We start from the raw sequence: 26,104 nt of genomic DNA on the forward strand, positions 1-26,104 counted from the left end.
CAGAGGAAGGCACCTTAGGGTGTTTTTTCTTTATGCATTAAAAAGGTATCGACAGCATTCCATAGAAAAAACAAGCTAAGAGTATGCAAGATTTTATACAGTTTTTCGGCTCATTCAGTAACAAACGAGAGCCATAAAACCGCACCAGAATAGGAATGTATAAAAAGATGCATAGAATCATAGAAAAAGACAAAGGCGTATCCCTTGTGAGAGTAAGGGGAAAACTTTGTCTTTTCTACCGATAATTTGATGCTTTATGTTAACCAAACGTGTATAGAGTATACAGTCAAAAAAGTACAATACATCGCTCCTTCCAAATGGTACAATTAGGAAAAAAAGGGGGAGAGAATATGTATGATTACAAATTTGTGAAAGTCGAAATTGATGGATGGAAAGGGCAACCCAAAGAAGATTATAAGCGTATTATTATCGAACATGCTGAGGATGGTTGGGAATTTGTTCAAGCCCTTACTCTAACAACCTCAGGATACACGACTTCTTTGGAGATTATCTTCAAACGAACCAAAGAACTTCTTTAAAGAACGAAAGAGGTTTGCCTTAAATAACATACAAAAAGAACTGAAATATTTTGGGATCTAATTGTTCTCGATTTAACTTATAAGACAAATAAGCTAATATTAATCAACTTCCAATAACGTTATATTATGTGAACACTAAAGTCCTCCAGTTAAACAATCTGGAGGACTTTTAATAGTTTTCTAAATAAGTTGAATCCCGATAATGATGCGTTATGTTATCTGAGCATGTATAGAATATACAGTTAACTAAAAATAAAAAGTTTACATTTGAAAATGAACACTAAAAACAGTAGTGTATAAAATCACTACTGTTTTTTATTGTTTCTTGCAAGTAAATTATTTAAATTCTTGTCTATATAATTTAAACGAATAAATAGCTCCAACGAAGAATACAAAGGCTTCAAATAATATAAAAATTTGACGGAAATTCTCGATATCTTTACCAACTAAAGAAATAAATATGCAATTCATTAGAATTTGAGTAGTAAACATACAAGAAATAATTTTAAAATAAATAGGATTTGTTCTTGCATCTGGTTTACCAATTTTTTTGTAAATAATAATAAGTGCAATTACTGAACCCAAAAATAGAAGTGCTGTAAGTCCTACAACGATATTAAAATTGCCTGTACTTTCTAACATCCATTTATTTAATAGATCAATCATTATTATCTTCCTTTCCTACATAAGAGAATATTTCGTTCTTCTTTTTCACTATAATAAAAAAAGAAAAAGGAAAACATCGAACTTTCTTACAAACATTCGTGTATTCTTACAGTTTTGTCATTTTGTAAATGTATTCATCGCCTTTTCTTTCACCATTTTCTTTGGAAAACATAGTGAATTACGATAAAGAGCGCTACAAGATCAACTTCCAAGAAGTAGTGCACTAAACCTCATAATTAATGCAATTAGTATGTAGAATACTATTTATTTAAGTGAAGCAATAAAAGCTTTGAAGAAAAAAGAACATTTTGATGGTGCTACCCCATCACCATCAAGCTAAGAAAAGCAAATACCCCCAAAACGAGAAAATTGGCATCTCCAGGTGAAAATGTTCAATTTTCTCGTTTTGGGGTGTTATAAAATTTTTAAGTTGATGGGCATGGGATCACCAAAACTTTACGTTTAGACACAATTTAGACACAGATTAACCGATTCCCTGTACGTTAAGGAACCGGTTATAAGTATAGTCGTTCTTGCGGCACTAACTTGCTTCTTCATGAAATAAGAACCACAAAAACCATCCTATTTTGAATGGTTTTTATCTGTATCAGAATGTGATGTTGTACTAGAGTGTGTAAATACACGGTCTAATACTTTTTCAGTCACTGGCATAAAGTAGTTCAATATCAGCCCCCCGAAACTTCAGGTCTTTGTCTTTTTAAACATGAATTACAACCAATCAATAGGAAAGCTAGAATGATTTCCCAACTTCCTACCGTTAGCCCCACGTTTTGGGATAGTCCCACCAAAAGTGCATCAAAAGGTGAAGTTCCAAGATCTGATTGTATTGTAAAAGAAATACCAAGGGTTAATATTAAAATTCCTACTACATAAAAAACATATTGCACTTTACCCACCCTCTTTATCATTTGTTGCAAATACAACGAAAATACGTTACGTTTAATAGATAGACTTTTCATTGTATTTGCAACAAAAAATATCTATTAAGGGAGTTAATTATGAAAGAAATTCTTCGTGAAATTGGAATGATTGCAAGGGCTTTGGATTCGATAAGTAATATTGAATTTAAAGAATTTGACCTTACAAAAGGGCAATATTTGTACCTTGTCCGAATATGTGAAAATCCAGGAATCATTCAAGAAAAGGTAGCTGAGATGATAAAAGTTGACCGAACAACAGCAGCTCGTGCTATAAAAAAACTAGAAATAAATGGATTTATTAATAAGAAAAATGATGAACATAACCAAAAAATTAAAAAGCTTTTTCCAACAGTGAAAGGCAAAAATGTTTATCCTTTTATAAAAAGAGAAAATGATCATTCCAATAAGGTTGCATTAGAGGGATTTTCTGAACTGGAAGTAGAGATTATTTTTAATCTTCTTCAAAAACTGAGAAAAAATGTAGAAGTTGATTGGGAATTTGTTAAAAAAGGAAACAAAAGAAATTATTGATTATATAAAAGGGAGCTAAAACACTTCATCATTATTTTTGTTGCAAATGCAATAAAGTTAGGTTAGATTTAATACATGCATTTTTCATTGCAAATGCAACAAAAAACAAGAGGTGAAATTTAATGAGTTGGAAATTAAAAAAATTTGACGAGTTAACAAATACTGAGCTATACAATCTTTTAAAAGAAAGAACCTCCGTTTTTGTGGTTGAACAAAATTGCCCTTATCTAGAAGTTGATGGTAATGATTCTTTTTCTTATCATCTTTTTAAAGAAGACAATGGAGAAATCATTGCCTATTTAAGGATTGTTCCTGCAGGTGTTACCTATCAAGAGATATCTATTGGAAGAGTCTTTGTAAAGAAAGAATACAGGGGCCAAAGAATTGCAGAGAAACTTATAAAAAAAGGGCTAGATTTTATTCAAAACGAATTAAAAGAAACAACTGTTAAAATTCAAGCCCAAGATTATTTAAAAAAATTCTACAGTTCCTTTGGTTTTCAAGCTATATCGGAAACATATTTAGAAGATAATATTCCTCACGTCGATATGCTTTTACAAAGGTAAAACAACTCTTCATTATCGGCAGTGGGATTCCCCTTGGAAATAATAAAATCTTCAATTCTTTCACTTCATTAATGTGAAGCAGAGTATTTTATATCTAAAATCTAATGACTAGAAATAAGTAACTAAAGATGAGGATATTCCATCTAATATGTACTCAAGTAATGTTTGGGAAAGATGTTGGCAGGATGCATTAGGTATTAGTAAATCATATTTTAATCAAATAAAATCGTATCTTAAGAAAGGGGATTACTGGGGAGCATTGGGAATGCTTTCATTGCTTGGGCTACCATATAAGCCTGCGATGTTATTTGCTTTTGCAGTAACTTGCGGGCCAGCTCCAGCTTATATTGCACCTAACCCTCATGAATAATAAGCCTGATATCTTATAAGTAAATGAACTAAAATTAGAATCTTTTATCTTTTTAAACAAGTATTTCTGTTAAATATGAAAATATTAAGTATATTCTGTTGAAAAAAAGTAGATTTGAAGTAAGTTAAACTTTCATATGATATGCTTATTCTATACTAACTAATTTTCAGGTGAGGAGTTGATCGGTTATTACTAGTATAGAGAATATATATAATGTTTCTGTATTCTTAATGCTTTTATCTACTTTTTGTTTTTATCTGTATTTACGAAAAATAAAAAGAGAAAGAAAGCTCACTGGTTTCGAATTTACAATGTATATCATAACACAAGTTAGTTACATTCTTTGGGGAATCTATATTATATATATAAATTTCGCATAATTTCCAAGTCATTACTATATTACGTGGACTCTTATTTCATTTACAGGATAAAGAGCCATATAATGTGCAAAAGCTTTCTTATTAAAATCTATACTTTTTTTCATATTAATTAAACCACCCCGCTACTGTTCCAATCGGTAAAAGTTTCATAGCTATTTATTCTCCTTTTTTTTAAATTTATCCATAATATTATGAGCAACTATATTCCATAGTAAAGAAAGTACGGTGACAAAAAGTACAGCTAAAGAAAAATAAATTCTATCCTTCCATGTATCATGTATACTCATGCCCAGTATAATCATTATTAACGCACCAACACATATAACTATTTTTGAAAATTTTCGCATTCTATTATCTCGCTTCCTTCTCAAACTTAAATGAAACTCCTGCGGAATCTATAAACATACCCACCTATTATAATCTCACCTTTGACACTTATATTATAATCACCTAATACAGGTATATAATCAGGTATCTTAATTTTAGTAATTTCCGCTTCATATGTTTGCAATACTATCAATGTTTCAGATGTCCTTTATACATTCCTTATCTAATTTTTAAAAATAAATCCAAACTATATATTTAAAAAAGTAAAAGCGGACTCATAAGAGTCAACTTTTACTTTTTATTTTTTAATATATCTTATGAAAGATTTAAAATTAATTCTGCTAAACTATCACAAATAACTTCGAAGCTTTCGCTTTCATAATCTTCTAACTTTACTTGTCCATTTTCATTATCTACAACTACCAAGAAACCATTAAATTCCATACCAATAGGAATATTATTCAGTTGATTATCATGTGCGCCTTGGTATCTTTGTAAAGATACATAAAAATCATGCAGTTCAATTCCTGGTATAACAGGATTTAATTCAAAATCATAACCTAAATAATTACCTCCTAAGTCTAAAAACCAATAAGAATTATAATATTCTTTAATTGAATTATGTAATTGTATCCCCAAATCTTTTTCTATATTAGAAAAATCATGAATTATATTTTTTTCTAAAGGTTTCCAGAATACGTACCCTTCTGTATCTGGTTCTCCCTCATAGATAAAAGTATCTGCTTCTTCTATCCATAAAGATTTTGGCAATGAATTATTACAGTCTTGCCACTCTCTAATTATTTTATCAAAACAATTTTCCATTTCATTTTTCATTTTTTTATTTACCGCCTAATGTATGATGTTCAATACATTTCTGAAGCATTTCTACATATCCTGCATCTTTCCCCCATGCTCCAATCGCTTTTTCTGCGTTATGAATCCCTCCAAAACCAGGATGTAGTCGCAGCGGAACACCAACAGCTTGACCACCACCAATATAGTGATAAACTAATTTAGTTCCACGTAATCCGGTAAAATCATATTATGGAAATTCCCCTCTAAAACCTTAATGATTTAGAGGGGAATTTCCATATCACATAAGTAATATCATTTCTTATCAAATTTACTGTGTATCAGTTCAAAGAATTTATTTGCACCAAGTGAAATTGCGCCAATAATAAGAACACCAATAATAAAATAAATCTTTTTAAATAAGTTGTAAGGAGATAAAATAGCAACTACAAGAAGTATTATAATTGCAACGAATGTGACTAATTTCCCAACTTTAAATGCTTGCATATCAGCTTTCCTCCTTCTAGATAAAAACAGCCAATATAGTCATACATCACAGGTTCTTTAACCATAAGTTTTTGTTTCCTTCCATAAATCACAATACTTAAAATTCAATAAACCTCTTTAAAAGGTTTCATGTGTTCTACCCCCATCTTCTATATGCTTCCTTAAATAATAATACCTATGGAGTTCCATAATGAAATGAAACAACATAAACGAAAGCATGGAATATACACACATTAATACAATTGCTACCATCTTTTGCGTTGCAAAACCAAGACTGATATTAGCAACGAGTTGACCCAATCCTATAAACGCCACTACTCCGAAACCAGAGTTTTTTTTCGATGATTTTGATTTTTTGATTGGTTTCTGAAGTTTTTTAATATGATTTTTATAATAATAATTCAAAGCAAAAATATACAAACCAACTGAAAAAACAAAATAGATTGGAGTTTGTAATCCTAACATTCCATATGCAAACTTTTGGGTTATAACTAATAATCCTACTGAACATACGATGCCAAATACCCCACGAAATAGAGTGTATTGTAATTGCCGCTTCCTAGGATTTATAACAATCCATATTGCCCATACATTTAAAAAAGCAATTGGTGGAACTATTATGTACATATATATCGGTTGAACAGGATTCGCAAAAGCAGGCAAAAGCACAAATATATCTGCTATCCCAATCACAAGAGTAATTATAGTCGATCTTATATCATTTACAGCATAAAGAGCCATGTAATATTCAAAAACTTTTTTATTAAAATCTGTATTTCTTTTCATGTTAATTAAACCACCCTGCTATTGTTCCAATCATTAAAAGTTTCATAGCTATTCATTCTCCTTTTTTCAAAATTTATCCATAATATTATGAGCAACTATATTCCATAGTAAAGAAAGTACGGTAACAAAAAGTACAGCTAAACAAAAATAAATCCTATCCTTCCATGTATCATATACAATCATGCCCAGTATAATCATTATTAACGCACCAACACATATAACTATTTTTGAAAATTTTCGCATTCTATTATCTCGCTTCCTTCTCAAACTTAAATGAAACTCCTGCGGAATCTATAACCATACCCACCTATTATAATCTCACCTTTGACACTTCTATCATAATCACCTAATACAGGTATATAATCAGGTATCTTAATTTTAGTAATTTCCGCTTCATATGTTTGCAATACTATCAACGTTTCAAATGTCCTTTATACATTCCTTATTTAACCCCAAAATATTAAAATATGAATATTATAAAAATTAACTATCTACTTCCCATCAAAATTATGGTAATCCTATTAAACCTGGGGTTACCCCTTCTACCTTTGCCCATTCAAACGAGCACTCAACTAACATTTGATTCTTACACTTAATTTTTAATAAACCTTCTTCTTCTATCGTATTTATTTCAAAATAATCAATTATATTTTCTGTCCCTAAACCTTTTATTGTTAAATTATGAATAGTAAAGAAAGATATCTCTACATAAATTACATCCCACTTATTCCATCGCTTTGGCTTGTTTTCAACATTTTACTTTGTCATCAATTGAATAACTAAAGTCGGACCATCTCTTTTAAGACGCACATCTAATAACTCTGATTCTTCCAACTTTGGTATTTTCCCAAAAATACTAATTAACGCTTGTGGATTTAAAAATTTAAATTGATCAATCATTTTTATACTCCCTATTTATTATTTCTCTTCTCAAAATAATAATGATCCTCCATACCATCTACCTGTCCTGTTCGTGTATTGTATTCAGGTCTTACATTATGATGCGGTGGATGATCTCCAACTCCACCTTCTCCAAACTTATGACCCTCTGAATGATCTTGATTGACCTTTTACTTCATATGTAAATTCTCGAGTCATAATAGGCTGTTTATTATCATTTAATATCCTTTTACCATTACTATCTGTTAATGGTACCATTTTTTGACTAATCGGGTGTTGAAATCTAGGTATATTTAATTGTCTTTTAAACTAGCCCCCCTAGATTCATGAAAATTTTCCCCCTCAATCTTCTTAACTTGGGGATAATATTAAAAAGACTTATGCGTAATTCACATAAGTCTTACTTTTGTTACTCATAATTAATTATTCTTTATCTTCGCAATCACATAAGCTAGAAAACATTTCTTAAAATGATGAACCAATAATGCACCACTCTAAAAAAGAGAATTGATATCTATTAAATATAATAATCAGGATTTCCTTCCATTTTTATTAAAAATTCTTCTAAAGAATCCGCTATTTTCGTTGAGCCATAATATATAGGACATTGACCTAATTCATTTTCCTGCTTAAATTTAATTGTTAAAAAGCTAATCTCTGATACTTCAAAAAATACTAGTGATTCTTCATCATCGACATCGTCCAAATTAGGATTATATTCATAAATATCTTGTCTTAAACGAAAATCTACAACAGAAAATTGGTCCATGAATCTGTTAATAAGAGTCTTATTAGCCTTTAAAAATCCATAGCCAATTTCCACATAAAAACGCTTTAGTTCTTTTGGAAACTGCATTTTCAACAAATCCACTGCTTCTGCTATCTCTTCTTTTCGTAAAGGATAAAAAATAGGTGTTTGATTAGATTTAACACTCTTGTCTGCTACAACATATTTTTTCAAAAAGTTAAACATATTTTTTACTACCTCCTTACTAAAGAAGAGTTGGTTTCAATGCTTCCTCAAGCATTGTATTGAAATCATTATATGTTTCCATCACTGTACCAGATGGTTTATCAAGTTCTAAGTAAGTACCTTCAGATATGTTTTTACAAAACCATGCTATATCTGAATCTCCAAGGAAAAGGTACTCTTGTTGCCACTCATTCTCATACCAAATCTTATTATTTTCTAAAAGTCCATAAACTGTTTCATCTCTTTCTGTTTCTAGTAAAGAAGGGTCAACTCCATAAATTATCAGACCATCAAATTCGAAGCCATTTACAGTTCTAAGAAATTCCTCATACTCATTAGGCAAATCAATATTAAAGCTTTCTTTAACACGTTCTCTTAATCTTTGAACTTCAGTATCTTTTGCTGGTTTATTCAGTTTGAGGTTAAAACTTTTCATTGTTTTTTCAACTTCTAAAAGCGTATCTTTCCACATATAAAAACCTTCTTTCTCAATTTATTCCCCTTTAGGATAAATATTATATTTTGGTATAGGCCAATCTATATCAATACTATCTCCATCTTGTAAGTGTCTAGTTAATGTAAACCATTGCTTCAGCTTCTATCAGTTATTTTAGACCTTTCTTTTACATGTTTGCTTCTGAATCCCATACCTCTATAAATTCAAAACCTTTTAAATCACTTTCTAACACTGTATTTCTAAATTCATCTGATACAAAAATGGAAGGAATATGTAATATTTCATTTAAGTAAACTTTAAATATTGTTTGGTTCTTAACGATATTAGGTAAGAATGCGTATTTTTTGAAATCTATTACTAAGCCAGAACGTAGTTTCTTTAGTATAGCTTTCTCATAGTCGATAGCATCTATTGTATTTAAAACGTTAATTATATAATACACTTCTCCCGTCACATCATGAACTAGGGGAAGAAATTCTACATTATCACCAAGTATAGACTCTAAAAATTTTTTAGCTTTCCCACTAACCATTGGTGTACCAACTTCTCCCCAAAAATGAGGCAAATCACTTTGATTTCCTTCTTCTACACATTTAATACGTATTTCTCCCCATGAATCAGATGCTTTTACTGCCGAGTCAATTTTTCCTTCAAAATACTTTTTAGAATCTTCTTCTAAGTTCAATAGTTGAAAGGATTCATAGTCATCAAATGAACTCTTTAATTCCCAAATTTTCATTTTTACTCTCCTTTGTTATTTTTCTATTATAAGATTACTCTTTCTTCGGTTTATTTAATTTTAATTCACCATTCAATAACCGTTCTCTTATATCATGTAAGGCGTCAACAGCATCTTCTTGAGTACCGTCCCGTTTCTTAACAAGACTTAATACTCTCTCTACTTCAAGTATGTACTCTGAACTATGCTTTCCTATGTGTAAGACTTCAGTAGTCACGTATTCATTAACTTTATAAGGTAAAAATACTCCATTAGTCGCCGAATCATGGTCTATCTCAAATTCCTTTAATAATTTTTGTGCCTTTTCTGCCCTACTATCGTTCCAAGGTGTTAGATGATGTGCTGCATTAGAATATGGGGGTGGTTCAATCCCTGCATCCTTTAGTTCTTCACGTAATATTTTAGATGCTGTATACGAATCAGAGTACATATTAATTACTATAAAAACAATAAAAACTTCTTCTTAACTTTGAGATAATATTAAAAAGACTTATGCGTAATACACATAAGTCTTACTTTTGTTACTCATAATTAATTATTCGTCCTCGTCTTCATAATCACGTAAGCTATTAAGCAATTCAGTCAAAGATGAACAAACAGGATAAATTGCTTTTTCTATCTCTTCTTCCTCATGTTCCCAAAATACAATAGTTGGTGATTGAGAATTATTCCGATAATCAAAGCATAAGTGATTTCCAAACGAATCTTTGCCAAAAGGATATACCTTATCTACTAATCTATCTTTTATATATTCATATACTTGAATAATGGAATTTTCACTTTCTAAATCAAAAGTTAAAAGTTTACTAAACACATTTTCATCTTGATTAGGTATATCAAATATTTTAGGGCGTGGATAACCACCATCATATTTTTTCACACATTCAATAAAATCAATAGGAAATTTAACACCCAAATATTGTTCTACTTGTTGAATATGTTCATCTGTAATTTCTTTTTTATTTACCCCAATCCAAGTAACATTATTCATTTTAATACCCCCTATTAAAGAAGGAGAGTGCCTAGTATGTATGTCCATTATTCTATTGTTCTTTATAGGAACTCTCCTGAGAAAATATTGCAGATATAATTATAACAATAAATGGTTAAAGTATCCTCAAAAAAATGTATTTTACAACATATGTGTTTGTTATAGTTCTAAATAGGTAATGTAGTATAACGTAGAGGTAAAATACTAATGGGAAAGTAATAAATTGATGCTAATGATTTATATTATGCTGTATTGGCTGAAAAGGATGGTTGGTTAAATCTTAGTGGAGAACAATGGATTAAGAACGATCCATCTTATGTGAAGTTTAACAAGAAAAGTACAGTAGATTTCTCTATTGTAGGGAAGCGAGTTGTTTCGAAAGTTAACAATATACGTTTTTATGATGCTCCTTCTTGGCAGGATAAAGATGTTGCTGGTACAGTTGACGCGTAGGGTTTGGATTTACAATCGACGCAAAGGTAAATGTCAATGGGTATCCACAGTATCGTGTTTATAATTCGAAGGGGCATAAGTACTATATTACGGCTAGTGATTTTTATGTAAGTTGGCTTAGATAATGAAGAAAGCCGCCCATTTTTAGGGGGGCAGCTTGTCCGTTAATATTTTATTTCTCTTCTTTTTCTTTGTAGTTCAAAGCAATCTCTACTATTTCTTCTGGAGTTAAGTCTCTAAAATCCCAAAAAATCAGGTCACTCGGAGCTGGGTGAGGCACATTCGCCTTTAAGATATCAATATACTTACTACCCAACTCATCTGGTAATTTAGGATCACATATTTGTTCTACAAGTTTAATAAGCTCATCTTTAGTCATTTTACTGTTCATGTTATCTACCCCTTATAAATTTATAACCCTTTTTTTCCAAAATGATAAGCAGGGTCTAAGATGGTTTGGTGAGTCTTAGGAGATACAATAATTAAGTTATCAAGGTTATAGACATCGCCCCCTTGATGAATAGGTTGCTTGTGGTGTAAGACATACACTTTATGTGCTCCATACTGCTCTGATCCGGGAGTATAAGGTGCTTTACCTTCCAGCATCCTCATCCTGTTCATGCGATTAAATTCGTTTGCGTAGCTCGAATCAGCAACTGTTTTCCAAAACTCAGCTCTAAATTCATCGAATGATTTGAATTCCTTTCCAACCAACTTATTTCGAATTTCTTGCGGATCATCCGAATATGTAGGCTTTTTACTTTTACCATTTTTCCATCCTCTAAAGTTTGTCCCTAACAAATAATATGATTATAAATTTAAAAAAATAAATGTTATAGTCACCCAAAATAAAAAGCGTGAGCTATCTAGCCCACGCTTAAGAAGAGTCTTAATTTAAATGTTTTTATAAAAATTAATTTTTTAATTGTTATTTTTATACATTTTTTTGTGCTTCTCCCCATATCTCAATTAAATCTCTAAGTTCAGTTGTTTCTATTTTACATATATTGGGGTCATGGTTAGAATATAAATCGACTAGTAGAGTTTCTTCTTTTTTCACTTGAACCGCACATAAATTACCTTGGAATTCATTATATTCTTTTATGTTGTTTAATACTTCATCGATTTGTTGTAACCACCATTTAATGGGAATCCCTTGGATATCATCTTCTAAAAATGTGGCTACAATTTCTATTTCTTTAGGTAATTCTATTTTTAAAGAATCTACATCTTCATATTTTGTTATTTTATAATCATATTTCATTTTTGGTACCTCACCATCTTTAGTACTTTGGATAAACAGTTATAATTTTATCATTAATAAGAACAAATCTAATTTCCATTCCCTCAGAAGTCTTACCAGAATATACATTGCCATGTCGATGTCTTTTATTATTAAAAGCCTCATGAATGGCTTCCATTACTTGAGTTCTATCCCAATGTTTTGGGAAAAAGGTGGATGGTGATTCCTTTAGAACCCCACTAACTTCGATTTCAGCAGTATATACACCAAAACGATTAGGTGGTGACTCAGTTCCAGGTTTTATTTTTCCGCCTCCCATCATACTCTCATGATGGTACCCACCAGGTTCTCTATTTCTATTAAAGTTTCCATGAAAAAGATGTTCAACAGCTTTATTATTCAAGAAAACAGAATTAGGGTGTGATTTGAATTTATCGAAGAATAAAAAAGTATCTTTAGCTTGTGTAAAAGTATCGCCTGTAATATTAGATTTTAAAGTAGTTCCACCAGCAAAAGCAAATCTATCTTTCAATGGTATTTGATTCGAAACAGACGAGATACCTTCTGAGAATTTTGCTAGATTCGTACCTCCACCGAGTGTAGTTACTCTCCCTACTCTGCTTATCCCTTTATCCCCAATCCATCCTAACCCAAATCCCATAAAAATATTTGTTCCCCACTTTGTACCACTTTCTAAATCACCATGCCAAACATCATTCATAAATGAATCCGAAAAAGTATTACACATAGTATATGCCGTCTCTAAAGGGTGACCTATAGCATACTTAATATTTTCTTTTGTTACTGTATCATCTAATGAATCAAACCCTTCTACAATACCTCCAATAACTTCCCCGGAACCAACGTATATACCATCCCAAATTTTTCTAAGCGTAGATTTTTCAGGGTTGGTATCATACATTGTACCTTCTTCGATATTATCATCTGATAAATTGTTATTTACAAAATTATCCGCTTCGCGTGCCTTAGCTTCTGTCATTTTTTGAATGGAAGTCGTCCAGTCCATATTCAATCCCTGTGTACTAAATGTACCACTTACGGGACTAAAACCTTTTCCACTTTGGACTTCCGCTAAACCCGTCGCAATGTTAGCGGCTAGTTGGAGTGCCGTATCATAATTAATACTAGAAGTATAATTGAATTCATATAAATGCTCTAGTTTTTCTTCAAGTTTTTTTCTCATCTCAACTAAAACAGCCACAAGTGCATCTATTCCAGGCATTGGTGTAACAGCATTCATCATTTCTATACTTGCAATCGATTGATTGATTTCCTGTATTTGTTCTCTTATTTCTTGTTCAATAACATCTGTAGAAGCGACTTGTGATTGAAATTGACTTGGAAAAGCATCATTCTGACGAATTAGTTCTTCACATAAGTAAATAATCCCTTGCGCTAGAGGCCGAAAAGTTTGTACAAAAAATGATTTTGCACTGCTATAACAGTATCAACTGCAAAAGCGTCAATTGACTGAATGGCTTGTTCCATACCTTGAATGGTAGCGGTACATACAGCATTCATGCTTTGAGTTTGGCCTTGTACTTCTCCTAAATACATATTTAAGCTCATGAATTGACCTCCCTTGCTAATTGTTGTTGTTGATAGGAAAGGGCGTTTTCTAAATCATTAAGGTCTCGTCTTTCTTTAAGCAACGTTGCTTTTTGGTTTTCCAATTCAAATGTGACTTTTCGTTCAATATGTTGTGCCTCTTGATATGTATTCATAAAAAACTGAGACATTTTTCTATCACCATGCCAAGTTCCTAAAATTCGATCAAACAAAAGACGATTTCGACTTCTACATTCATAAAAATCTGCTTCCGCTTGTTCTTGAGCTTGAATCGCAGATTGATTTCGGTCCTGTTCTTCAAATACACTTCGTAACTTTTGATTTACTTGATTAATTTGTTTTTCAATATCTTGACTCATCATATTCCTCCTACTATTTTACTTTACGTAGGTTGTCACATTAGCGAAAAGTATTGTGAAGTTCGTTATCCATTCTCTCAAATTCTTTAGCTACCGAATGAATATTATCAACCGCTTGTTGAAAAGCAGCGGAAAATTGTTTCGTCAAGTCTAAAACTTGCTGATTTGCTTCTTGTGATTTGAAATTAACAGACAACGTTGTACGCGTCGCCTTTGTTATAGAACGACTGGTTGCACTTTGAATCCTATCAGAGGCTGATCCCATTTTCGTAGCAATTTGCGTTGCTGTTTGTAAATTACTTTGAAATTGTCCCATTCTTTCAAACCCTTTCTATAAGTTTTCCAAACGCATCAAAGAAATCTCATTAAATATATATCCCTATTAATATCACTTGCTAGGTATGCAATCAAATGAGCCATACACTATAAGCTGTATGGCTCATTTGAAATGCTTGTTATATAGAGTATGACAATTTTTATTTCAAACCGAAATTACGTGATAATTCTTCATCATGAGAAGCAACAGCCTCTGCAGTTTTATTCAGCTGCATATTAATTTCTTGTAATAACTGTGCGAAGTTTTGTACTTTTGGCTTTAATTCATTGAACTGTTGATCAAAACCTTCGAAAGCACGACCTTCCCATTCTCCTCTTAATTCATTTTGTAAGTTTTGTAATTGACTTAAAATGTCCTCAATTTGATTTGCACCTTGTCCATATTGAGTCGCTTTTGATTTAAGCTCCTCTGGTGACATACGAATTTGTCCAGCCATTTTCATTTCCCCTTTAATACATAATAAGCAAAATATAAATTGGTTAATTTTACTAAATACAATTATAATATTTTATTATGAATTGTTAAATATTTTATCTCTCTATTGAATATTAGAATATTAATATTCAATTTTTCTTACTTCACAAAATTCCATGCAAAAAAGACCACCAAAAGGCAGTCTCTCAAAAATCAATCCTATTCCCCACCCCACTCTCCACCGCTCTCTCATACAAATACTTCGCAACGATAATATCCACTACTGCCAAACCAACTGATTTGAAAATAGTAATCTCTTCGTCGTTCTCTCTACCAGCTCTTTCACCACTTATAATTTGACCAAGCTCGGCGTGAATGTTGCTTGCCTCAAATAGACCTTCTTGTATCGGAACTTGAAGGTCACCTGTCTCTTCTAGTGCTGCTTCTTTTGATTCGACTACTACTTTGTTAGCACCCGCGATAGCGTGAGATGGTAATTCTTGCATGCTTGGCCTGAATGAGCCGACGGCGTTTATGTGGACGCCTTTTTGTAGTTTTTCTGAGAAGACTGGTGTGGATGCATTCGTAGTTGTGACGATGATGTCTGCTTCGCTTATTGCTTCATTTGCATTTGTTTTAACATAAGCCGGTTTACCAAACTTCTCTTGTATATATTGCGCAAATGCATATGCTTTTTCTTCTGTTCGATTGTATAAAATGACCTTTTCAATATCTCTCACCGCAAATACAGCTTCAGCGATTCCTTTCGCCTGTTCACCAGTGCCGATAATACATAAAGTTTTGGCGTTATGACGAGCTAAATGTTTTGTCGCTACTCCTGATAGGGCGCCTGTTCGAATCATCGTTAAGTAGAATCCTTCTAAAAGTGCGAGCGGTTCTCCCGTTTGAAAGTCAGATAGCATAACAATCCCGTTTATCGTTTTCTTTCCTATCTTTTTGTTCTCAGGGACTACTGTTACTACTTTTAAACCGATTGCCTCAAGTCCTTCCGCTACTGAAGGCATAATCAATGCCGTATTTTGCTCGTTCGCAAATGGTAAGGAACCTCGTATTGGCGTGATTGTTCTTTCTGCGGAAAATTCTTTTAAAGCAAGCGCCGCGTATGCAATGACTTCGTTCATATTTACTAAGTTTCTTTGTTCGTTCGCGCTTATGACTAACATATTTATTCACCCCTCTTCTTATCCTAACAAAAATCCCCGATTCAAATCATCTCTCGGGTCTACAACGAACTGATGAAATCCTGTAATAAATGCATTCCCTGTTACTTTCGGAACGACAGCTTCATATGTATCTACCGCTGTTACCGACAATACTTCTCCCTCAAATTTCCCGTCAGTAATGCATTCATGGACGAAAATTTCTCCCTTTTGTAAAACATCTTTTTCAAAAAGGGTTGCGATTCTTGCGGAAGTTCCTGTGCCACAAGGAGAACGGTCCACTTGCCCGTCAGCAAAGATCGTTACATTTCGTAAAGTTGCATCTTCTTCTTTCGGTTCATCTGAGAAAATAACGCCGTATATTCCTTTTAGCCCTTCTTCAAGTGGATGCTTTACTTCCATTTTGCTCTCAATGTAGTGCTTAATTTTACCGCCCCACGTTTGAATAGCAGCTAAGTCTTTAAAATCGACCTTCAAACCAAATTCTTTACTATCCACAACAGCGTAGAATGCTCCGCCAAACGCGATATCTACTTGAAATTCATAGTTATCTATTTTAATAGGAACGTCTTTTTTGTATACAAATGAAGGGACATTCTCAAATGATACGGACTCTACTTCGCTACCGTTATATTTTGCGTACGCAATCACTTCCCCAGCAGGGCTATCAATGATGAACTTTTGTTTCTCACCTGTCACTTCAAACATACCAGTTTCAATTCCGACTGTAATAACAGCAATAATGCCATGACCACACATCGTACTCCAACCTTCATTGTGCATAAATAACACACCAAAATCAGCGTGAGCACTTGCTGGCGGTGTAATAATACAACCGTACATACCGTGATGTCCCCTCGGCTCATACATAAGAATTTCGCGAAGATGATCCAAATGTTCCATGCAGTATGCGCGTCTTTCCAGCTGCGTTTCTCCTTTTATGTCTGGCACGCCGCCCGTAATAATTCGAAGCGGTTCCCCAGCTACGTGCGCATCAATTGTCGTGTATATTTTACTAACCTTCATTTCTATCTCTCCCCTATATGTTGATACTATTTCCTTTGCAAATATCATGCCAACGCATAGGGTATAGATTTGTATACATTGTTTAAAAAAGCATACACTACTGTCTACTTTTTTATACAGTAGACAGTCGGTGAGTATTAACCCCTAGTCCCGTACTCACCAAATCCAAAACAAAAAACCCCGAAAACTCAGGGTGTGATGCCGCATAGGCGAGGTTATAGTTCCTTTTAAAATAGATTTGCGGGATTTGAGCCAAAATCAAATTCAATTCGGCAATTTTTCCCACTCACTTAAATACATGACATCTTGTTTTACGTTTTTCTTTTCAGGAAGTAAACATAGAAATTCTAAAGAATTACCGTCAGGATCATAAAAATAAAGATTTGCAGTAGGTGTCCAAGTCTGGACCATAGGCTCGGAAGGTTCAAGACCAAAAGCGGCCCTTGGGTTTATTCCTTTATTAAGAAGCCATTCTCTTGCATGAATGATTTCTTCATAGTTAACCTTGAATGCAAAGTGACTTGTATGGAATGCGTCTTCTGATACCTCCCAAATACCCAGCATTTGTTCCTTTTTATTATCTTTATCAAACCAAAAGAATGCTACACGGCGTTCTTCAATTGTGAGAGCATGAAATAATCCAAGTTTAGTATAAAACTCCTTTGCCACTTCTAAATTTTTTGTTTTAACATGTGTTTCATATAAAGTACCTGGAAACAAAGCATATTCCCCCTTTATATTTTTAGAAATTCTTACTATAAAACCTATTTTTATAAACTAAAAATAGAAGTAATATCATATTCTTCTTACATGTTTTTCAAATTTGTAGCACTAATGCTGAATAAAATAGAAAATTCTCTCCCCCCGCCACATATACTGTTCAAAAGAAAAAGGAAGTGATCCAATGTACTATGGAACAAAAGGCTGGTACGTAGCTGAACTAAAAAAATTAGGCGTGCGCTATCATGAAGGACGAAAATTAGAAAGTTACCGCGGACATGTCTTACGTAATTTACTAACTGCAGAACAGGAGAAGACAAAAAAAGAGTAATCTGTTATCGAGTGCTTCTCGGCATTTATCAGCGATTCAACAATTCCCACCAAATCACTCCTCCATTCCACCAACCAATCCCACATTCATACAAAGCAAAAAAAGTCACCCAAACGGGTGACCTTTCTTATTCACAAACAAGAATTTGTCTAGTAAATGATCCTTTTCTTGTAACACAGCGATCGGTAATTTCGAATCCTGCTTCATGGATCATGTCGTCCATTGTTTCCATCGTGACAACGACTACCTTTTTAGCGATGCGGCGCGCACTTGAAAGAATGGAGAACTGGTCTTCTGGTGTGGCATGCGTAAATAAGTCATACGGCATATCGATAATGGCAACGTCGTAGTTCTCCGTAATTTCTTCGATTGGACCTTTTGTTACTGTTCCTTCAAACTCGAAATGTGCGATGTTTTTTCTCGTTCCAAGAACTACAAGTGGATTAATATCTCTACCAACGATGTTAATCCCCATAGAAAGTGCTTCTACTACTACTGTTCCAATACCGCAGCACGGGTCAATTGCTCGTACTCCATCTGGATTTGGTACAGCAATATTTGCAACCGATCTCGCAACACGTGTGCTAAGAGATGTCGAATAGCTATGCGGTTTTTTTATGTGATGATACCAAACTGGCTCACTTTCTACATAGTGTCCGAAGTACCAGCGTCCTCCAAGAGGAACAATCCCGAATACACGCTCTGGATTACGAACATCCGCTTCTCCTTCAATATGCATACCGAGGTCGCGTTCAATGAGACGTCTTTCCCCATATTCAATTTTATTTTCTTTCCCAAGGTCATTTATTTTAACGAAGATAACTTTAAATGACGCCCCCGCCAAATCAATTTGTTCCACTTGTTTTAGAATACTGTCTAAGTCGTCTCCTTCATACATAACCTCAACGCGCTCTTTCATAAACGCACTTCTACTCGGATCAATTTTGACATCACTTTTCAAAATATTAACGTGAGACTCCATTCCAAAGAACGAGCGCATTTCCAAGTAACATAAAGCACGCTCCTCCTCACGAAACGCATACGTATATATACATGCAGGTGTTTTACTATGATTACTCAATCTATTATCATCCTTTATCGTTTAAAATTATTATGATTACAATTATTCGAATATCTTTTCACGTAAAATTAAATGATATCACATGCCAGAAATAAAGAGAAACGTTAATAAATAAAAGAGACTGCCATTGGCAATCTCTTTTTATTTATTAACGGAAAGAAGATACGCTATTACCCTTTGCTTCGTAATAATCTAAAATACCTTGATAAATCGCTTCGGCTGCATCTTGTCTCTGTTTTGGTGTAGCAATTTTATCTGCATCACTTTTATTATCTACAAATGCTAATTCTGTTAATACAGCTGGCATTGTATTTTCTCTAGTTACGTATAAGTCCTGATGTCTCACACCACGATCTTTTGTTCCAAGTGCTGCTACAAGACGGTCTTGAATTTTTTGTGCTAATAAAATACTGTCTTGTACATGTGGATTCGTTGCTCTTGGCGCTGCTGACTTATAATATAATGTTTCTGTACCTTGTCCATTTTTCTTTTCAGAACCATTAGCATGGATACTTACAAAAATATCTCCATTATTTTTTTGAGCAAACTCTACACGTTTCTTTAATGAATCAGGACCACTTGTTCCTGGGCGTGTATCATCTGTACGAGTGAACATCACAGTAAATGGTGCCTTTTGCTCAAATATTTTCTGTAATCGTAATGATACGTCTAATACTGTTTCGCTTTCTTTCTCATAATAACCAGGATTGCCCGAGTCAATTCCACCGTGACCTGGATCAATAATAATCGCTTTACCTTCTAGGAAGTTATCTTGCTTCGCTGGATTTAATTGATTTTTATCAACCCATTGGAAGCCACTATTTGTACGGATACGAATCCAACTATCTTTTTCTTCAATAACTACTACTTTTTGCGCTTCACGTTTCGCTAGCACTTTAGAAGAATGTGACGCTTCTGCATATGTTGTAAATCCTTCATTAATAACTTCTGTTTTTTCTTTTAAAGGTGTCCATTTCTCACCTTTGCTCGTTACAATTTTAATCCATCCATCTCGCTCTTCTTTTACTACAACTTTTTGTGGCTCATGTTGCATGTCAGTGATTCCTGATGATAAAGATGGTTGGTGATATGTAATGAACTTACGATCTATATACATTTCCTTCGTTGTTTCTTCTGGTTTGCTAGTATTATCATTATTTTTCTTTAGCTTGTCCGCTTTATACGTCATTTGCGCTGCTTGCTCACGTGGTATAGACAGATCCGGGCTCCAAATTGTCTTCCCAGTACCAGCAGAAATCTCTAACGCTACTAAAATATTTGCTGCTTCTTTACCGAAATGACCTTCTAAATCAGTAAATGGATTCGTGATTGGGGCTGGTACTAAACCTTTTAATTTATAAGCCTTAACAAGCATAGAAGCCATTTCAGCACGCGTTACTTTTCCATCAGGATCAAATACGCCTGCTCCTCGGCCTGCAATGATATTTTCTTTTTCAATTGCTGCAATATACTGAGTTGCCCAATGATTTTTTGAATCATGAAAAGATGGTTTCCCAGCTGGATCCACTTTTAATCCAATTGCTTTCGCTATAATTGTCGCTGCTTCCGCACGTGTTAAAAGACCTTTTGGAGCAAACGTATCACTTGTCATACCGCTAATGACATCTCGCTCTACTAAATAGTAAATTGCGTCTTTTGCAAATGAGTCGTCTCGAACATCTGAAAACTTCTTCGTTTCTGCTAAACTACTAACTGGATAAGCTAGTAAACTTGCTGCTAACATACCAGCAGCTATTGCCTTGTACTTCATAAAAATTAAATCTCCTCTCGAAATCTCACGTTATATAATTCTCTTAATCAAACTAATATTAAAAATATTAATTGGAAAATAACTCCTATAATAGTTTATAACATTCTATCACTGTAGTAAATACGTTTCCCGCTCATATTATTAAAGATGAATATATAAGGAACAATAAATATAAATGAAATTCAAAAAAGAGATTCGTTATTCATTAAACGAATCGCCCTTTCTATACTACCTAAAGTTTTCTTCGACATATGTCTTACCTTAATATTCTCTACCTTATTTACTTCCTTTTCCCCTGAAATTTCTTTAGCACTTTCTGTAGAACATCCACTTAACGCTAAACTTACTACGATACCACCCATCAATAGTTTCTTCATATTTATCCCCAAATAAAAAGCTGATTAAAAACAACATTTTCAATCAGCCCTTTCTATTTTCTATGAAATTATCCTTCAATTAAATGAGACATTACATATGCATATACTAACGCTTCTGTATGTGCAATCGAACTTTCATGTGTACGCTCAAATGCATGAGAAGAATCAATACCCGCTCCAATTAATGCATGTTTCACATCAAATCCAGCGTGAATCGCAGCTGATGCATCCGATCCATAGTACGGATAAATATCTACTTTATATTCAATATGATTCGTTTTCGCAAGCTCTACTAAATGTTTACGCAGTGCATAATGATACGGACCGCTAGAGTCTTTTGCACAAATAGATACTGTATATTCGTCAGATGCTTGTCCATCACCTAACGCCCCCATATCAACTGCTAAATATTCAACCGTTTCTTCTGGAATGTTAGAGTTACCACCGTACCCAATCTCTTCATTATTAGAAATTAAGAAATGAGTTGTATATGGTAATGTTACGTTTTCGTCTTGTAATCTTTTAATTAATTTTAATAGAATCGCAACACTTACTTTGTCATCTAAATGACGTGATTTTATGTATCCACTGTCTGTAATTTGAACGCGCGGATCGAATGAAACGAAGTCTCCTACTTCAATTCCTAATTCACGTACTTCATCAGCTGAAAAGACACGCTCATCAATACGAACCTCAATATTTTTCTCATCACGTTTCGCTTCACCTGCATCTTTATATACATGCACAGATGTTTGATGCATTAAAATCGTTCCTGTATACGTCTTACCGCTTGATGTTTCAATTTCGCAATATTCCCCTTCTACAGAGTTCCAGCGAAATCCACCAATCATAGAAAGACTCAGACGACCGTCAGACTTAATTTCTTTCACCATCGCACCTAACGTATCAACGTGTGCCGTTAATAAACGGTGCTGTGCATCATTTTTACCTTTTACCGTTAAAATGAGAGCCCCTTTATTGTTACGCTTCGTTTCTACGTTCCACTCACTTACATAGTTTTCAATAAAACGAATGATTTTCTCTGTATTTCCAGACGGACTCGGAATAGAGACAAGCTCCTTAATAAGTTCCATCGTTTCTTTCGTATGATGTGCCATTGTCGTTTCCTCCTCATTTTCTCTATTATTTAGTATACCGAATTTACTATAAATCCTCTACTCATATAGCTTAATTTTCTAAATTGCGGTAAAATTCTTTTTAGTATACAAAAGGAGGTATAAAATATGAATATATCAAAAAAAAATATATACACTGCACTCATTTGGTTTCTAGCACCCTTACTTTGTTTACAAGTTTCTTATGCAGTTCACACTACTACTTCTATTACAATTGGCTGGATATTAACAGCTATCTTCTTCATTATTAGTTTATTTGCAACAAAAAAGCATAGCGTTACTCACTAACGCCATACTTTCCCTACGAAACTATTCTTCTGAAACATCTAATAAATAAATGCCTCTTTCAAACCCACCGCGCTCTATTTCTTTTCGCTTACGAAGACGTTCTACATCTTCAATTGTTGCACCTTCTGCACGCGCTAATGAGATGATCACTTCCAGTGCATCCGCAAGAGAATCTAGCGCATGTTCACGCTCTTTCATAGAAGCAAATTCACGAATTTCTTCTGTTCCAATTTTCGCTAAAGCTTGTATGTATGCTTGTCCTGTTAAATTTTGTGCTGTATATGTTTTTCCAGACATTAAAATCTTCTCTGGAACACGATCTCTTACTAACTTGTTATATGCTGACATCATTTATCCTCCTATGTTTAATAACATCCGAGCTCTGCTGTATAGAAAAACCACTTCTTCGTCACACACGCACTAAGCATATCAATTCCTGATCCATGTGCTCTTACATGCGGAAAGAAATAGTGCTCTGATTCTTCTTCCTTACCATATAAAGTTTGGTACGCAGCTGGAATTGCTTCTTTTTTCACATCTTTTTCTTTCGTCACCCCGCCAGAAAACGCAACGCTTGGATGTCCTTCAAAAAACAAAGCAGTTCGCACCGCCATAGATGGTGTACTATGCAAAGCATAATATGCTATTACAATCATGCCGATAACACCGATAATTTTCTTCATATATTACTCCTTAAAAAAAGTGCTAACACAATTATACTAAAATGTGTTAGCACTTTCTCCCCTTTACTCTAAATTAGCCGGCAGTAAAACTACCACTAATTAAAATTTCATTTTATTCTCCTTTAAATGCTGGCAAACGCTTTTCTAAAAATGCAGCAATACCTTCTTTATGGTCCGCTGTTTGTCTCATCGCATATTGCCCGCGTTTTTCAAGCTGCAGCGTTTGTTCTAAATTAGAGCGATTTACTTCACATAAAATTTGCTTCGTTTGAATCATTGCTTTAATCGGCTTTTGTGACCATTCACTAATTTTTTGCTTCACAGCCGTTTGGAAATCCTCGCTGATTACTTCATCAATTAAACCGATATCAAGCGCTTCCGTTGCTGATAATTTCTTTCCTTCCCAAATAATCTGCTTCGTCATGTTTTCACCGACGCGCTTTTGAAGGAAGAAATGGCCGCCACCATCTGGAATTAAAGCGATTCCAATAAAGTTCATCGCAATAATTGATGAAATATCCGCCATTACATAGTCAGCTGTTAATGCAATACTTAATCCAAGACCAGCAGTTGGTCCATGAATAGCACTAATCACAAGCTTCGGCATCGTATATAAAGTCACGACAACTTCAGAAATGGTATTCATAATACCATCAAACTTGCTTTCATCATTACTTGAAAGCATCGATTTAATATCTCCGCCCGCAGAAAAACCACGGCCGTTCCCGCATAACACAACAATATGTGCAGAACTCTCCGCTACTTCTTTCAGTTTTTGTAATAGCTCTTTTAACGTTGGCTCATCTAATGCATTTAACACTTCTGGGCGATTGACCATAACCGTTGCAACGCGCCCTTCATATTTCACAACGACAGATTCTGTTTTACTTGTTACTTCCATTATATATCCCCCTCTTTTCTACATAAAGATTATACTTATATAATTATAGAAAGAAGGTGAAAAACCCTTCTTTTTTCTTAATTTTCTGTCTAATAATCTCGTAATTTGTATATGACCTTGTATAAAACATACAATTCCGTTGAAAAATATAGAAATTAAAGTCGGTTTATCCATACTTTTCATCTATTTACCATTACAATGAAATGGTGTATTCTTAAGTTTGATATAAAAAATTAAATATAGAAATTCTTTTTCCTTCCTATTAATATAGAGGTTTTGAAATAAAGGAATGAAGAAATGGAGGAACATATGGTTACTAAGTTAAAACAGACGGCTAATTCCTTCCCGCATTTCCTACTGCTATTCATTGTGTTTCAACCAATTTTAGATTTATTAACATCTTTTTCAATCTATGTATTACACATGAGTGCAACAGTCGGAATCGTAGTCCGTTTCGCCTTTATGCTTCTTGCATTAGGTTATCTACTTCTTCATCATAAACAACAAGGCGCGAAAAAGTATATTCTTTATTTATGTCTATTTGGCATCGTACTCGCAATCGGCCTTGTGAATAATTTAATGGTCAAATCTCCAGTTTCATTTGGAGAAGAAGTGAAATTTATTTTGAAAAGTGTATATCCAATTGTACTACTGTTTGGATATATTATCGCACTAAAAGAATTAAAAAATAACGAATATGCGTTTCATAAAATCATTACGTACTTCTTATATGCAACGTTAATTTTAAGTATTTCAATCATCGCAGCTATGGCAACTGGTACAGATTTCCCAAGCTATCCAAACTCAAAGATCGGTTCAAGAGGATGGTTCTTTGCTGGAAATGATTTAAGTTCCATTTTCGCCATTATGTTCCCAATCGTTGTCTTATACTCGGTTCATAAAACAACTTCTTTCTCAAAAGCGTATTACTGGATTCCAACTGTACTTGCGATGTATGCAAGCATTATGATTGGAACAAAAGTAGGCTATGGTGCCATCGTTATTACACTAGGTATCGCCCTTTTCTTCCTATTCATTGAATATATGATTCATCGTAAAAAAGAAGGAAAAGGATTCACATATCTTGTAAATACAATTGTTGCTGCTGTCGTATTAGGAGGGTTACTCGTACTTACACCGCAAACTCCTATCGCAAAAAACATGACCATCCATTTACAAATATATGAATACAAAAAATCAGTACAAGAAGAAAAAGACCGAAAAGAAGGAAAAGTAGTTGAAGAAGAAGAACATAAACAAGGCGAACTAACAGACTCTGAAGTGAAAAGTTTAATTTACAGTGATCGCGACAAATTTTTAAAAGTATATAAACAATACTATAAAGAAGCACCACTGTCTCAAAAACTATTTGGAATGGGCTACGCTGGTAACTATACAACAAAAATGAAGTTAGTCGAAATGGATTTTTACGACATATTCTTCGCATTTGGTATTGTCGGATTCCTTATGTACTTACTACCGCTTCTTTATTTCGGTATAAAAATATTCATTCGCATCATCACAAACTTCAAGAAGCTATTTAGCGTAAAACATATGCTACTAACTAGCACACTCGTCCTATCGCTCGGAATCGGCTTTATGTCCGGCCACGTATTAACAGCACCAGCCGTAAGTATATTCTTTACTGTCATACTTGCTTATATGGTTGTTGATTTGGAAATTGAATAACATTGAAATGCCATGCCCCTATTTTAAGGGCATGGCATTTTTTATACTTGCTATGT

General features: G+C 33.7%; 31 protein-coding genes and 9 pseudogenes. 9 read left to right on the forward strand and 31 right to left on the reverse strand.

What is annotated here, in order from left to right:
* Positions 1-350: 350 nt before the first annotated feature.
* A complete protein-coding gene (locus QCI44_RS23530) occupies positions 351-539 on the forward strand; it encodes a DUF4177 domain-containing protein (RefSeq protein ID WP_016133748.1) in 189 nt (62 codons plus the stop codon).
* A 336-nt stretch (positions 540-875) separates the two neighbouring features.
* Here the strand turns inward: QCI44_RS23530 and QCI44_RS23535 are convergent, their stop codons facing one another.
* Positions 876-1,205, reverse strand: coding sequence for a hypothetical protein (locus QCI44_RS23535; protein WP_016089116.1), 330 nt, complete (start codon positions 1,203-1,205; stop codon positions 876-878).
* A gap of 139 nt (positions 1,206-1,344) precedes the next feature.
* On the opposite strand from QCI44_RS23535, the pseudogene QCI44_RS23540 reads away from it, so the two are divergent.
* Positions 1,345-1,458, forward strand: a pseudogene (locus tag QCI44_RS23540) (transposase); the annotation flags it as partial.
* 439 nt (positions 1,459-1,897) lie between these two features.
* On the opposite strand, the pseudogene QCI44_RS23545 reads toward QCI44_RS23540, so the two are convergent.
* Positions 1,898-2,113, reverse strand: a pseudogene (locus tag QCI44_RS23545) (DUF6198 family protein); the annotation flags it as partial.
* Between the two features lie 111 nt (positions 2,114-2,224).
* Here QCI44_RS23545 and QCI44_RS23550 point away from each other — a divergent pair.
* From QCI44_RS23550 to QCI44_RS23560, 3 genes are all read left to right on the forward strand, one after another.
* On the forward strand, positions 2,225-2,677 hold the full coding sequence (locus QCI44_RS23550) for a MarR family winged helix-turn-helix transcriptional regulator (RefSeq protein ID WP_098412895.1): 453 nt from the start codon (positions 2,225-2,227) through the stop codon (positions 2,675-2,677).
* 122 nt (positions 2,678-2,799) lie between these two features.
* The gene (locus QCI44_RS23555) at positions 2,800-3,243 is read left to right on the forward strand and encodes a GNAT family N-acetyltransferase (RefSeq protein ID WP_016089119.1); all 444 of its coding nucleotides are present in this window, start codon (positions 2,800-2,802) and stop codon (positions 3,241-3,243) included.
* 148 nt (positions 3,244-3,391) lie between these two features.
* Positions 3,392-3,613 (forward strand): hypothetical protein, encoded by a 222-nt coding sequence (locus QCI44_RS23560; RefSeq protein WP_016089120.1) that lies wholly within the window; start codon positions 3,392-3,394, stop codon positions 3,611-3,613.
* Between the two features lie 1,022 nt (positions 3,614-4,635).
* Here the strand turns inward: QCI44_RS23560 and QCI44_RS23565 are convergent.
* From QCI44_RS23565 to QCI44_RS23620, 12 genes and pseudogenes are all read right to left on the reverse strand, one after another.
* Positions 4,636-5,157 (reverse strand): SecY-interacting protein Syd, encoded by a 522-nt coding sequence (locus tag QCI44_RS23565; RefSeq protein WP_098412896.1) that lies wholly within the window; start codon positions 5,155-5,157, stop codon positions 4,636-4,638.
* 4 nt (positions 5,158-5,161) lie between these two features.
* A complete protein-coding gene (locus QCI44_RS23570) occupies positions 5,162-5,320 on the reverse strand; it encodes a hypothetical protein (protein WP_346724763.1) in 159 nt (52 codons plus the stop codon).
* 110 nt (positions 5,321-5,430) lie between these two features.
* Complete coding sequence (locus QCI44_RS23575; protein WP_001147551.1) at positions 5,431-5,622, reverse strand: hypothetical protein; 192 nt, start codon at positions 5,620-5,622, stop codon at positions 5,431-5,433.
* An 11-nt stretch (positions 5,623-5,633) separates the two neighbouring features.
* Positions 5,634-5,726, reverse strand: a pseudogene (locus QCI44_RS23580) (DUF4176 domain-containing protein); the annotation flags it as partial.
* Positions 5,727-5,739: 13 nt separating this feature from the next.
* Positions 5,740-6,408, reverse strand: coding sequence for a hypothetical protein (locus QCI44_RS23585; protein WP_098412897.1), 669 nt, complete (start codon positions 6,406-6,408; stop codon positions 5,740-5,742).
* Between the two features lie 507 nt (positions 6,409-6,915).
* Positions 6,916-7,308 (reverse strand): annotated as a pseudogene (locus tag QCI44_RS23590) (immunity 50 family protein).
* Between the two features lie 11 nt (positions 7,309-7,319).
* A pseudogene (locus tag QCI44_RS23595) lies at positions 7,320-7,409 on the reverse strand (HNH/endonuclease VII fold putative polymorphic toxin); the annotation flags it as partial.
* A gap of 416 nt (positions 7,410-7,825) precedes the next feature.
* On the reverse strand, positions 7,826-8,281 hold the full coding sequence (locus QCI44_RS23600; protein ID WP_098412899.1) for an SMI1/KNR4 family protein: 456 nt from the start codon (positions 8,279-8,281) through the stop codon (positions 7,826-7,828).
* 19 nt (positions 8,282-8,300) lie between these two features.
* Positions 8,301-8,753 carry a YrhA family protein gene (locus QCI44_RS23605; protein WP_000265347.1) on the reverse strand — a complete coding sequence of 151 codons (453 nt, stop codon included), beginning with the start codon at positions 8,751-8,753 and terminating at the stop codon, positions 8,301-8,303.
* A 151-nt stretch (positions 8,754-8,904) separates the two neighbouring features.
* Complete coding sequence (locus tag QCI44_RS23610) at positions 8,905-9,477, reverse strand: imm11 family protein (protein ID WP_098412900.1); 573 nt, start codon at positions 9,475-9,477, stop codon at positions 8,905-8,907.
* A gap of 34 nt (positions 9,478-9,511) precedes the next feature.
* Positions 9,512-9,907: an AHH domain-containing protein gene (locus QCI44_RS23615; RefSeq protein ID WP_098412901.1), complete on the reverse strand. Its 396-nt coding sequence runs from the start codon at positions 9,905-9,907 to the stop codon at positions 9,512-9,514.
* Between the two features lie 105 nt (positions 9,908-10,012).
* Positions 10,013-10,468 (reverse strand): SMI1/KNR4 family protein, encoded by a 456-nt coding sequence (locus QCI44_RS23620; RefSeq protein WP_353811464.1) that lies wholly within the window; start codon positions 10,466-10,468, stop codon positions 10,013-10,015.
* Positions 10,469-10,711: 243 nt separating this feature from the next.
* On the opposite strand from QCI44_RS23620, the pseudogene QCI44_RS23625 reads away from it, so the two are divergent.
* Positions 10,712-11,046 (forward strand): annotated as a pseudogene (locus QCI44_RS23625) (thioredoxin domain-containing protein); the annotation flags it as partial.
* Between the two features lie 47 nt (positions 11,047-11,093).
* Here the strand turns inward: QCI44_RS23625 and QCI44_RS23630 are convergent.
* The 10 genes and pseudogenes from QCI44_RS23630 to QCI44_RS23675 all read right to left on the reverse strand — a co-directional run bounded on the left by QCI44_RS23630 (position 11,094) and on the right by QCI44_RS23675 (position 17,791).
* Positions 11,094-11,312, reverse strand: coding sequence for a bacteriocin immunity protein (locus QCI44_RS23630; protein WP_003193833.1), 219 nt, complete (start codon positions 11,310-11,312; stop codon positions 11,094-11,096).
* A 20-nt stretch (positions 11,313-11,332) separates the two neighbouring features.
* Positions 11,333-11,689 (reverse strand): annotated as a pseudogene (locus tag QCI44_RS23635) (T7SS effector LXG polymorphic toxin); the annotation flags it as partial.
* 166 nt (positions 11,690-11,855) lie between these two features.
* Entirely contained in the window at positions 11,856-12,185 is a 330-nt protein-coding gene (locus tag QCI44_RS23640) for a hypothetical protein (protein WP_000872945.1), read from the reverse strand.
* A gap of 19 nt (positions 12,186-12,204) precedes the next feature.
* A pseudogene (locus QCI44_RS23645) lies at positions 12,205-13,754 on the reverse strand (EndoU domain-containing protein).
* The gene (locus tag QCI44_RS23650) at positions 13,751-14,113 is read right to left on the reverse strand and encodes a DUF3958 family protein (protein ID WP_353811465.1); all 363 of its coding nucleotides are present in this window, start codon (positions 14,111-14,113) and stop codon (positions 13,751-13,753) included. Before QCI44_RS23650 ends, QCI44_RS23645 begins: the two are co-directional and overlap by 4 nt.
* 40 nt (positions 14,114-14,153) lie before the next feature.
* On the reverse strand, positions 14,154-14,429 hold the full coding sequence (locus QCI44_RS23655; protein ID WP_064472781.1) for a TIGR04197 family type VII secretion effector: 276 nt from the start codon (positions 14,427-14,429) through the stop codon (positions 14,154-14,156).
* Between the two features lie 160 nt (positions 14,430-14,589).
* Entirely contained in the window at positions 14,590-14,886 is a 297-nt protein-coding gene (locus QCI44_RS23660) for a WXG100 family type VII secretion target (protein ID WP_098412904.1), read from the reverse strand.
* Positions 14,887-15,070: 184 nt separating this feature from the next.
* Positions 15,071-16,048 (reverse strand): ornithine cyclodeaminase family protein, encoded by a 978-nt coding sequence (locus tag QCI44_RS23665; protein ID WP_353811466.1) that lies wholly within the window; start codon positions 16,046-16,048, stop codon positions 15,071-15,073.
* Between the two features lie 18 nt (positions 16,049-16,066).
* Complete coding sequence (locus tag QCI44_RS23670) at positions 16,067-17,119, reverse strand: proline racemase family protein (RefSeq protein ID WP_116349135.1); 1,053 nt, start codon at positions 17,117-17,119, stop codon at positions 16,067-16,069.
* 216 nt (positions 17,120-17,335) lie between these two features.
* Complete coding sequence (locus tag QCI44_RS23675) at positions 17,336-17,791, reverse strand: VOC family protein (RefSeq protein WP_016089127.1); 456 nt, start codon at positions 17,789-17,791, stop codon at positions 17,336-17,338.
* Between the two features lie 131 nt (positions 17,792-17,922).
* Here QCI44_RS23675 and QCI44_RS23680 point away from each other — a divergent pair.
* Positions 17,923-18,122 (forward strand): annotated as a pseudogene (locus QCI44_RS23680) (YflJ family protein); the annotation flags it as partial.
* 127 nt (positions 18,123-18,249) lie between these two features.
* On the opposite strand, the gene QCI44_RS23685 reads toward QCI44_RS23680, so the two are convergent.
* The 4 genes from QCI44_RS23685 to QCI44_RS23700 all read right to left on the reverse strand — a co-directional run bounded on the left by QCI44_RS23685 (position 18,250) and on the right by QCI44_RS23700 (position 22,469).
* Positions 18,250-19,203 carry a TRM11 family SAM-dependent methyltransferase gene (locus QCI44_RS23685; RefSeq protein ID WP_088083367.1) on the reverse strand — a complete coding sequence of 318 codons (954 nt, stop codon included), beginning with the start codon at positions 19,201-19,203 and terminating at the stop codon, positions 18,250-18,252.
* 148 nt (positions 19,204-19,351) lie between these two features.
* Entirely contained in the window at positions 19,352-20,974 is a 1,623-nt protein-coding gene (locus QCI44_RS23690) for an N-acetylmuramoyl-L-alanine amidase (RefSeq protein ID WP_016133734.1), read from the reverse strand.
* Positions 20,975-21,156: 182 nt separating this feature from the next.
* The gene (locus QCI44_RS23695; protein ID WP_016133733.1) at positions 21,157-21,351 is read right to left on the reverse strand and encodes a hypothetical protein; all 195 of its coding nucleotides are present in this window, start codon (positions 21,349-21,351) and stop codon (positions 21,157-21,159) included.
* 68 nt (positions 21,352-21,419) lie between these two features.
* Positions 21,420-22,469, reverse strand: coding sequence for a M42 family metallopeptidase (locus QCI44_RS23700; RefSeq protein ID WP_016133732.1), 1,050 nt, complete (start codon positions 22,467-22,469; stop codon positions 21,420-21,422).
* A 126-nt stretch (positions 22,470-22,595) separates the two neighbouring features.
* Between QCI44_RS23700 and QCI44_RS23705 the strand changes: the two genes are divergently transcribed.
* Entirely contained in the window at positions 22,596-22,775 is a 180-nt protein-coding gene (locus QCI44_RS23705; RefSeq protein WP_016133731.1) for a hypothetical protein, read from the forward strand.
* 21 nt (positions 22,776-22,796) lie between these two features.
* On the opposite strand, the gene QCI44_RS23710 is transcribed toward QCI44_RS23705, so the two are convergent.
* The 3 genes from QCI44_RS23710 to QCI44_RS23720 form a co-directional block, all read right to left on the reverse strand.
* Entirely contained in the window at positions 22,797-23,123 is a 327-nt protein-coding gene (locus tag QCI44_RS23710; RefSeq protein WP_016089133.1) for a nucleoside triphosphate pyrophosphohydrolase, read from the reverse strand.
* A 17-nt stretch (positions 23,124-23,140) separates the two neighbouring features.
* Complete coding sequence (locus QCI44_RS23715) at positions 23,141-23,458, reverse strand: hypothetical protein (protein WP_016133730.1); 318 nt, start codon at positions 23,456-23,458, stop codon at positions 23,141-23,143.
* 112 nt (positions 23,459-23,570) lie between these two features.
* Positions 23,571-24,359: an enoyl-CoA hydratase gene (locus tag QCI44_RS23720; RefSeq protein WP_016089135.1), complete on the reverse strand. Its 789-nt coding sequence runs from the start codon at positions 24,357-24,359 to the stop codon at positions 23,571-23,573.
* Positions 24,360-24,668: 309 nt separating this feature from the next.
* Here QCI44_RS23720 and QCI44_RS23725 point away from each other — a divergent pair, with 309 nt between their 5' ends.
* A complete protein-coding gene (locus tag QCI44_RS23725; protein WP_016133729.1) occupies positions 24,669-26,048 on the forward strand; it encodes an O-antigen ligase family protein in 1,380 nt (459 codons plus the stop codon).
* Positions 26,049-26,104: the final 56 nt, after the last annotated feature.

It is taken from the genome of Bacillus cereus group sp. RP37 (assembly GCF_040459695.1).
Classification (GTDB): domain Bacteria; phylum Bacillota; class Bacilli; order Bacillales; family Bacillaceae_G; genus Bacillus_A.

Coding starts and splice junctions, on each gene's coding strand:
- QCI44_RS23530 (WP_016133748.1), top strand. CDS start 351: ATGTATGATTACAAATTTGTGAAAGTCGAAATTGATGGATGGAAAGGG.
- QCI44_RS23535 (WP_016089116.1), bottom strand. CDS start 1,205: ATGATTGATCTATTAAATAAATGGATGTTAGAAAGTACAGGCAATTTT.
- QCI44_RS23550 (WP_098412895.1), top strand. CDS start 2,225: ATGAAAGAAATTCTTCGTGAAATTGGAATGATTGCAAGGGCTTTGGAT.
- QCI44_RS23555 (WP_016089119.1), top strand. CDS start 2,800: ATGAGTTGGAAATTAAAAAAATTTGACGAGTTAACAAATACTGAGCTA.
- QCI44_RS23560 (WP_016089120.1), top strand. CDS start 3,392: ATGTACTCAAGTAATGTTTGGGAAAGATGTTGGCAGGATGCATTAGGT.
- QCI44_RS23565 (WP_098412896.1), bottom strand. CDS start 5,157: ATGAAAAATGAAATGGAAAATTGTTTTGATAAAATAATTAGAGAGTGG.
- QCI44_RS23575 (WP_001147551.1), bottom strand. CDS start 5,622: ATGCAAGCATTTAAAGTTGGGAAATTAGTCACATTCGTTGCAATTATA.
- QCI44_RS23585 (WP_098412897.1), bottom strand. CDS start 6,408: ATGAAAAGAAATACAGATTTTAATAAAAAAGTTTTTGAATATTACATG.
- QCI44_RS23600 (WP_098412899.1), bottom strand. CDS start 8,281: ATGTTTAACTTTTTGAAAAAATATGTTGTAGCAGACAAGAGTGTTAAA.
- QCI44_RS23605 (WP_000265347.1), bottom strand. CDS start 8,753: ATGTGGAAAGATACGCTTTTAGAAGTTGAAAAAACAATGAAAAGTTTT.
- QCI44_RS23610 (WP_098412900.1), bottom strand. CDS start 9,477: ATGAAAATTTGGGAATTAAAGAGTTCATTTGATGACTATGAATCCTTT.
- QCI44_RS23615 (WP_098412901.1), bottom strand. CDS start 9,907: ATGTACTCTGATTCGTATACAGCATCTAAAATATTACGTGAAGAACTA.
- QCI44_RS23620 (WP_353811464.1), bottom strand. CDS start 10,468: ATGAATAATGTTACTTGGATTGGGGTAAATAAAAAAGAAATTACAGAT.
- QCI44_RS23630 (WP_003193833.1), bottom strand. CDS start 11,312: ATGAACAGTAAAATGACTAAAGATGAGCTTATTAAACTTGTAGAACAA.
- QCI44_RS23640 (WP_000872945.1), bottom strand. CDS start 12,185: ATGAAATATGATTATAAAATAACAAAATATGAAGATGTAGATTCTTTA.
- QCI44_RS23650 (WP_353811465.1), bottom strand. CDS start 14,113: ATGAGTCAAGATATTGAAAAACAAATTAATCAAGTAAATCAAAAGTTA.
- QCI44_RS23655 (WP_064472781.1), bottom strand. CDS start 14,429: ATGGGACAATTTCAAAGTAATTTACAAACAGCAACGCAAATTGCTACG.
- QCI44_RS23660 (WP_098412904.1), bottom strand. CDS start 14,886: ATGGCTGGACAAATTCGTATGTCACCAGAGGAGCTTAAATCAAAAGCG.
- QCI44_RS23665 (WP_353811466.1), bottom strand. CDS start 16,048: ATGTTAGTCATAAGCGCGAACGAACAAAGAAACTTAGTAAATATGAAC.
- QCI44_RS23670 (WP_116349135.1), bottom strand. CDS start 17,119: ATGATATTTGCAAAGGAAATAGTATCAACATATAGGGGAGAGATAGAA.
- QCI44_RS23690 (WP_016133734.1), bottom strand. CDS start 20,974: ATGAAGTACAAGGCAATAGCTGCTGGTATGTTAGCAGCAAGTTTACTA.
- QCI44_RS23695 (WP_016133733.1), bottom strand. CDS start 21,351: ATGAAGAAACTATTGATGGGTGGTATCGTAGTAAGTTTAGCGTTAAGT.
- QCI44_RS23700 (WP_016133732.1), bottom strand. CDS start 22,469: ATGGCACATCATACGAAAGAAACGATGGAACTTATTAAGGAGCTTGTC.
- QCI44_RS23705 (WP_016133731.1), top strand. CDS start 22,596: ATGAATATATCAAAAAAAAATATATACACTGCACTCATTTGGTTTCTA.
- QCI44_RS23710 (WP_016089133.1), bottom strand. CDS start 23,123: ATGTCAGCATATAACAAGTTAGTAAGAGATCGTGTTCCAGAGAAGATT.
- QCI44_RS23715 (WP_016133730.1), bottom strand. CDS start 23,458: ATGAAGAAAATTATCGGTGTTATCGGCATGATTGTAATAGCATATTAT.
- QCI44_RS23720 (WP_016089135.1), bottom strand. CDS start 24,359: ATGGAAGTAACAAGTAAAACAGAATCTGTCGTTGTGAAATATGAAGGG.
- QCI44_RS23725 (WP_016133729.1), top strand. CDS start 24,669: ATGGTTACTAAGTTAAAACAGACGGCTAATTCCTTCCCGCATTTCCTA.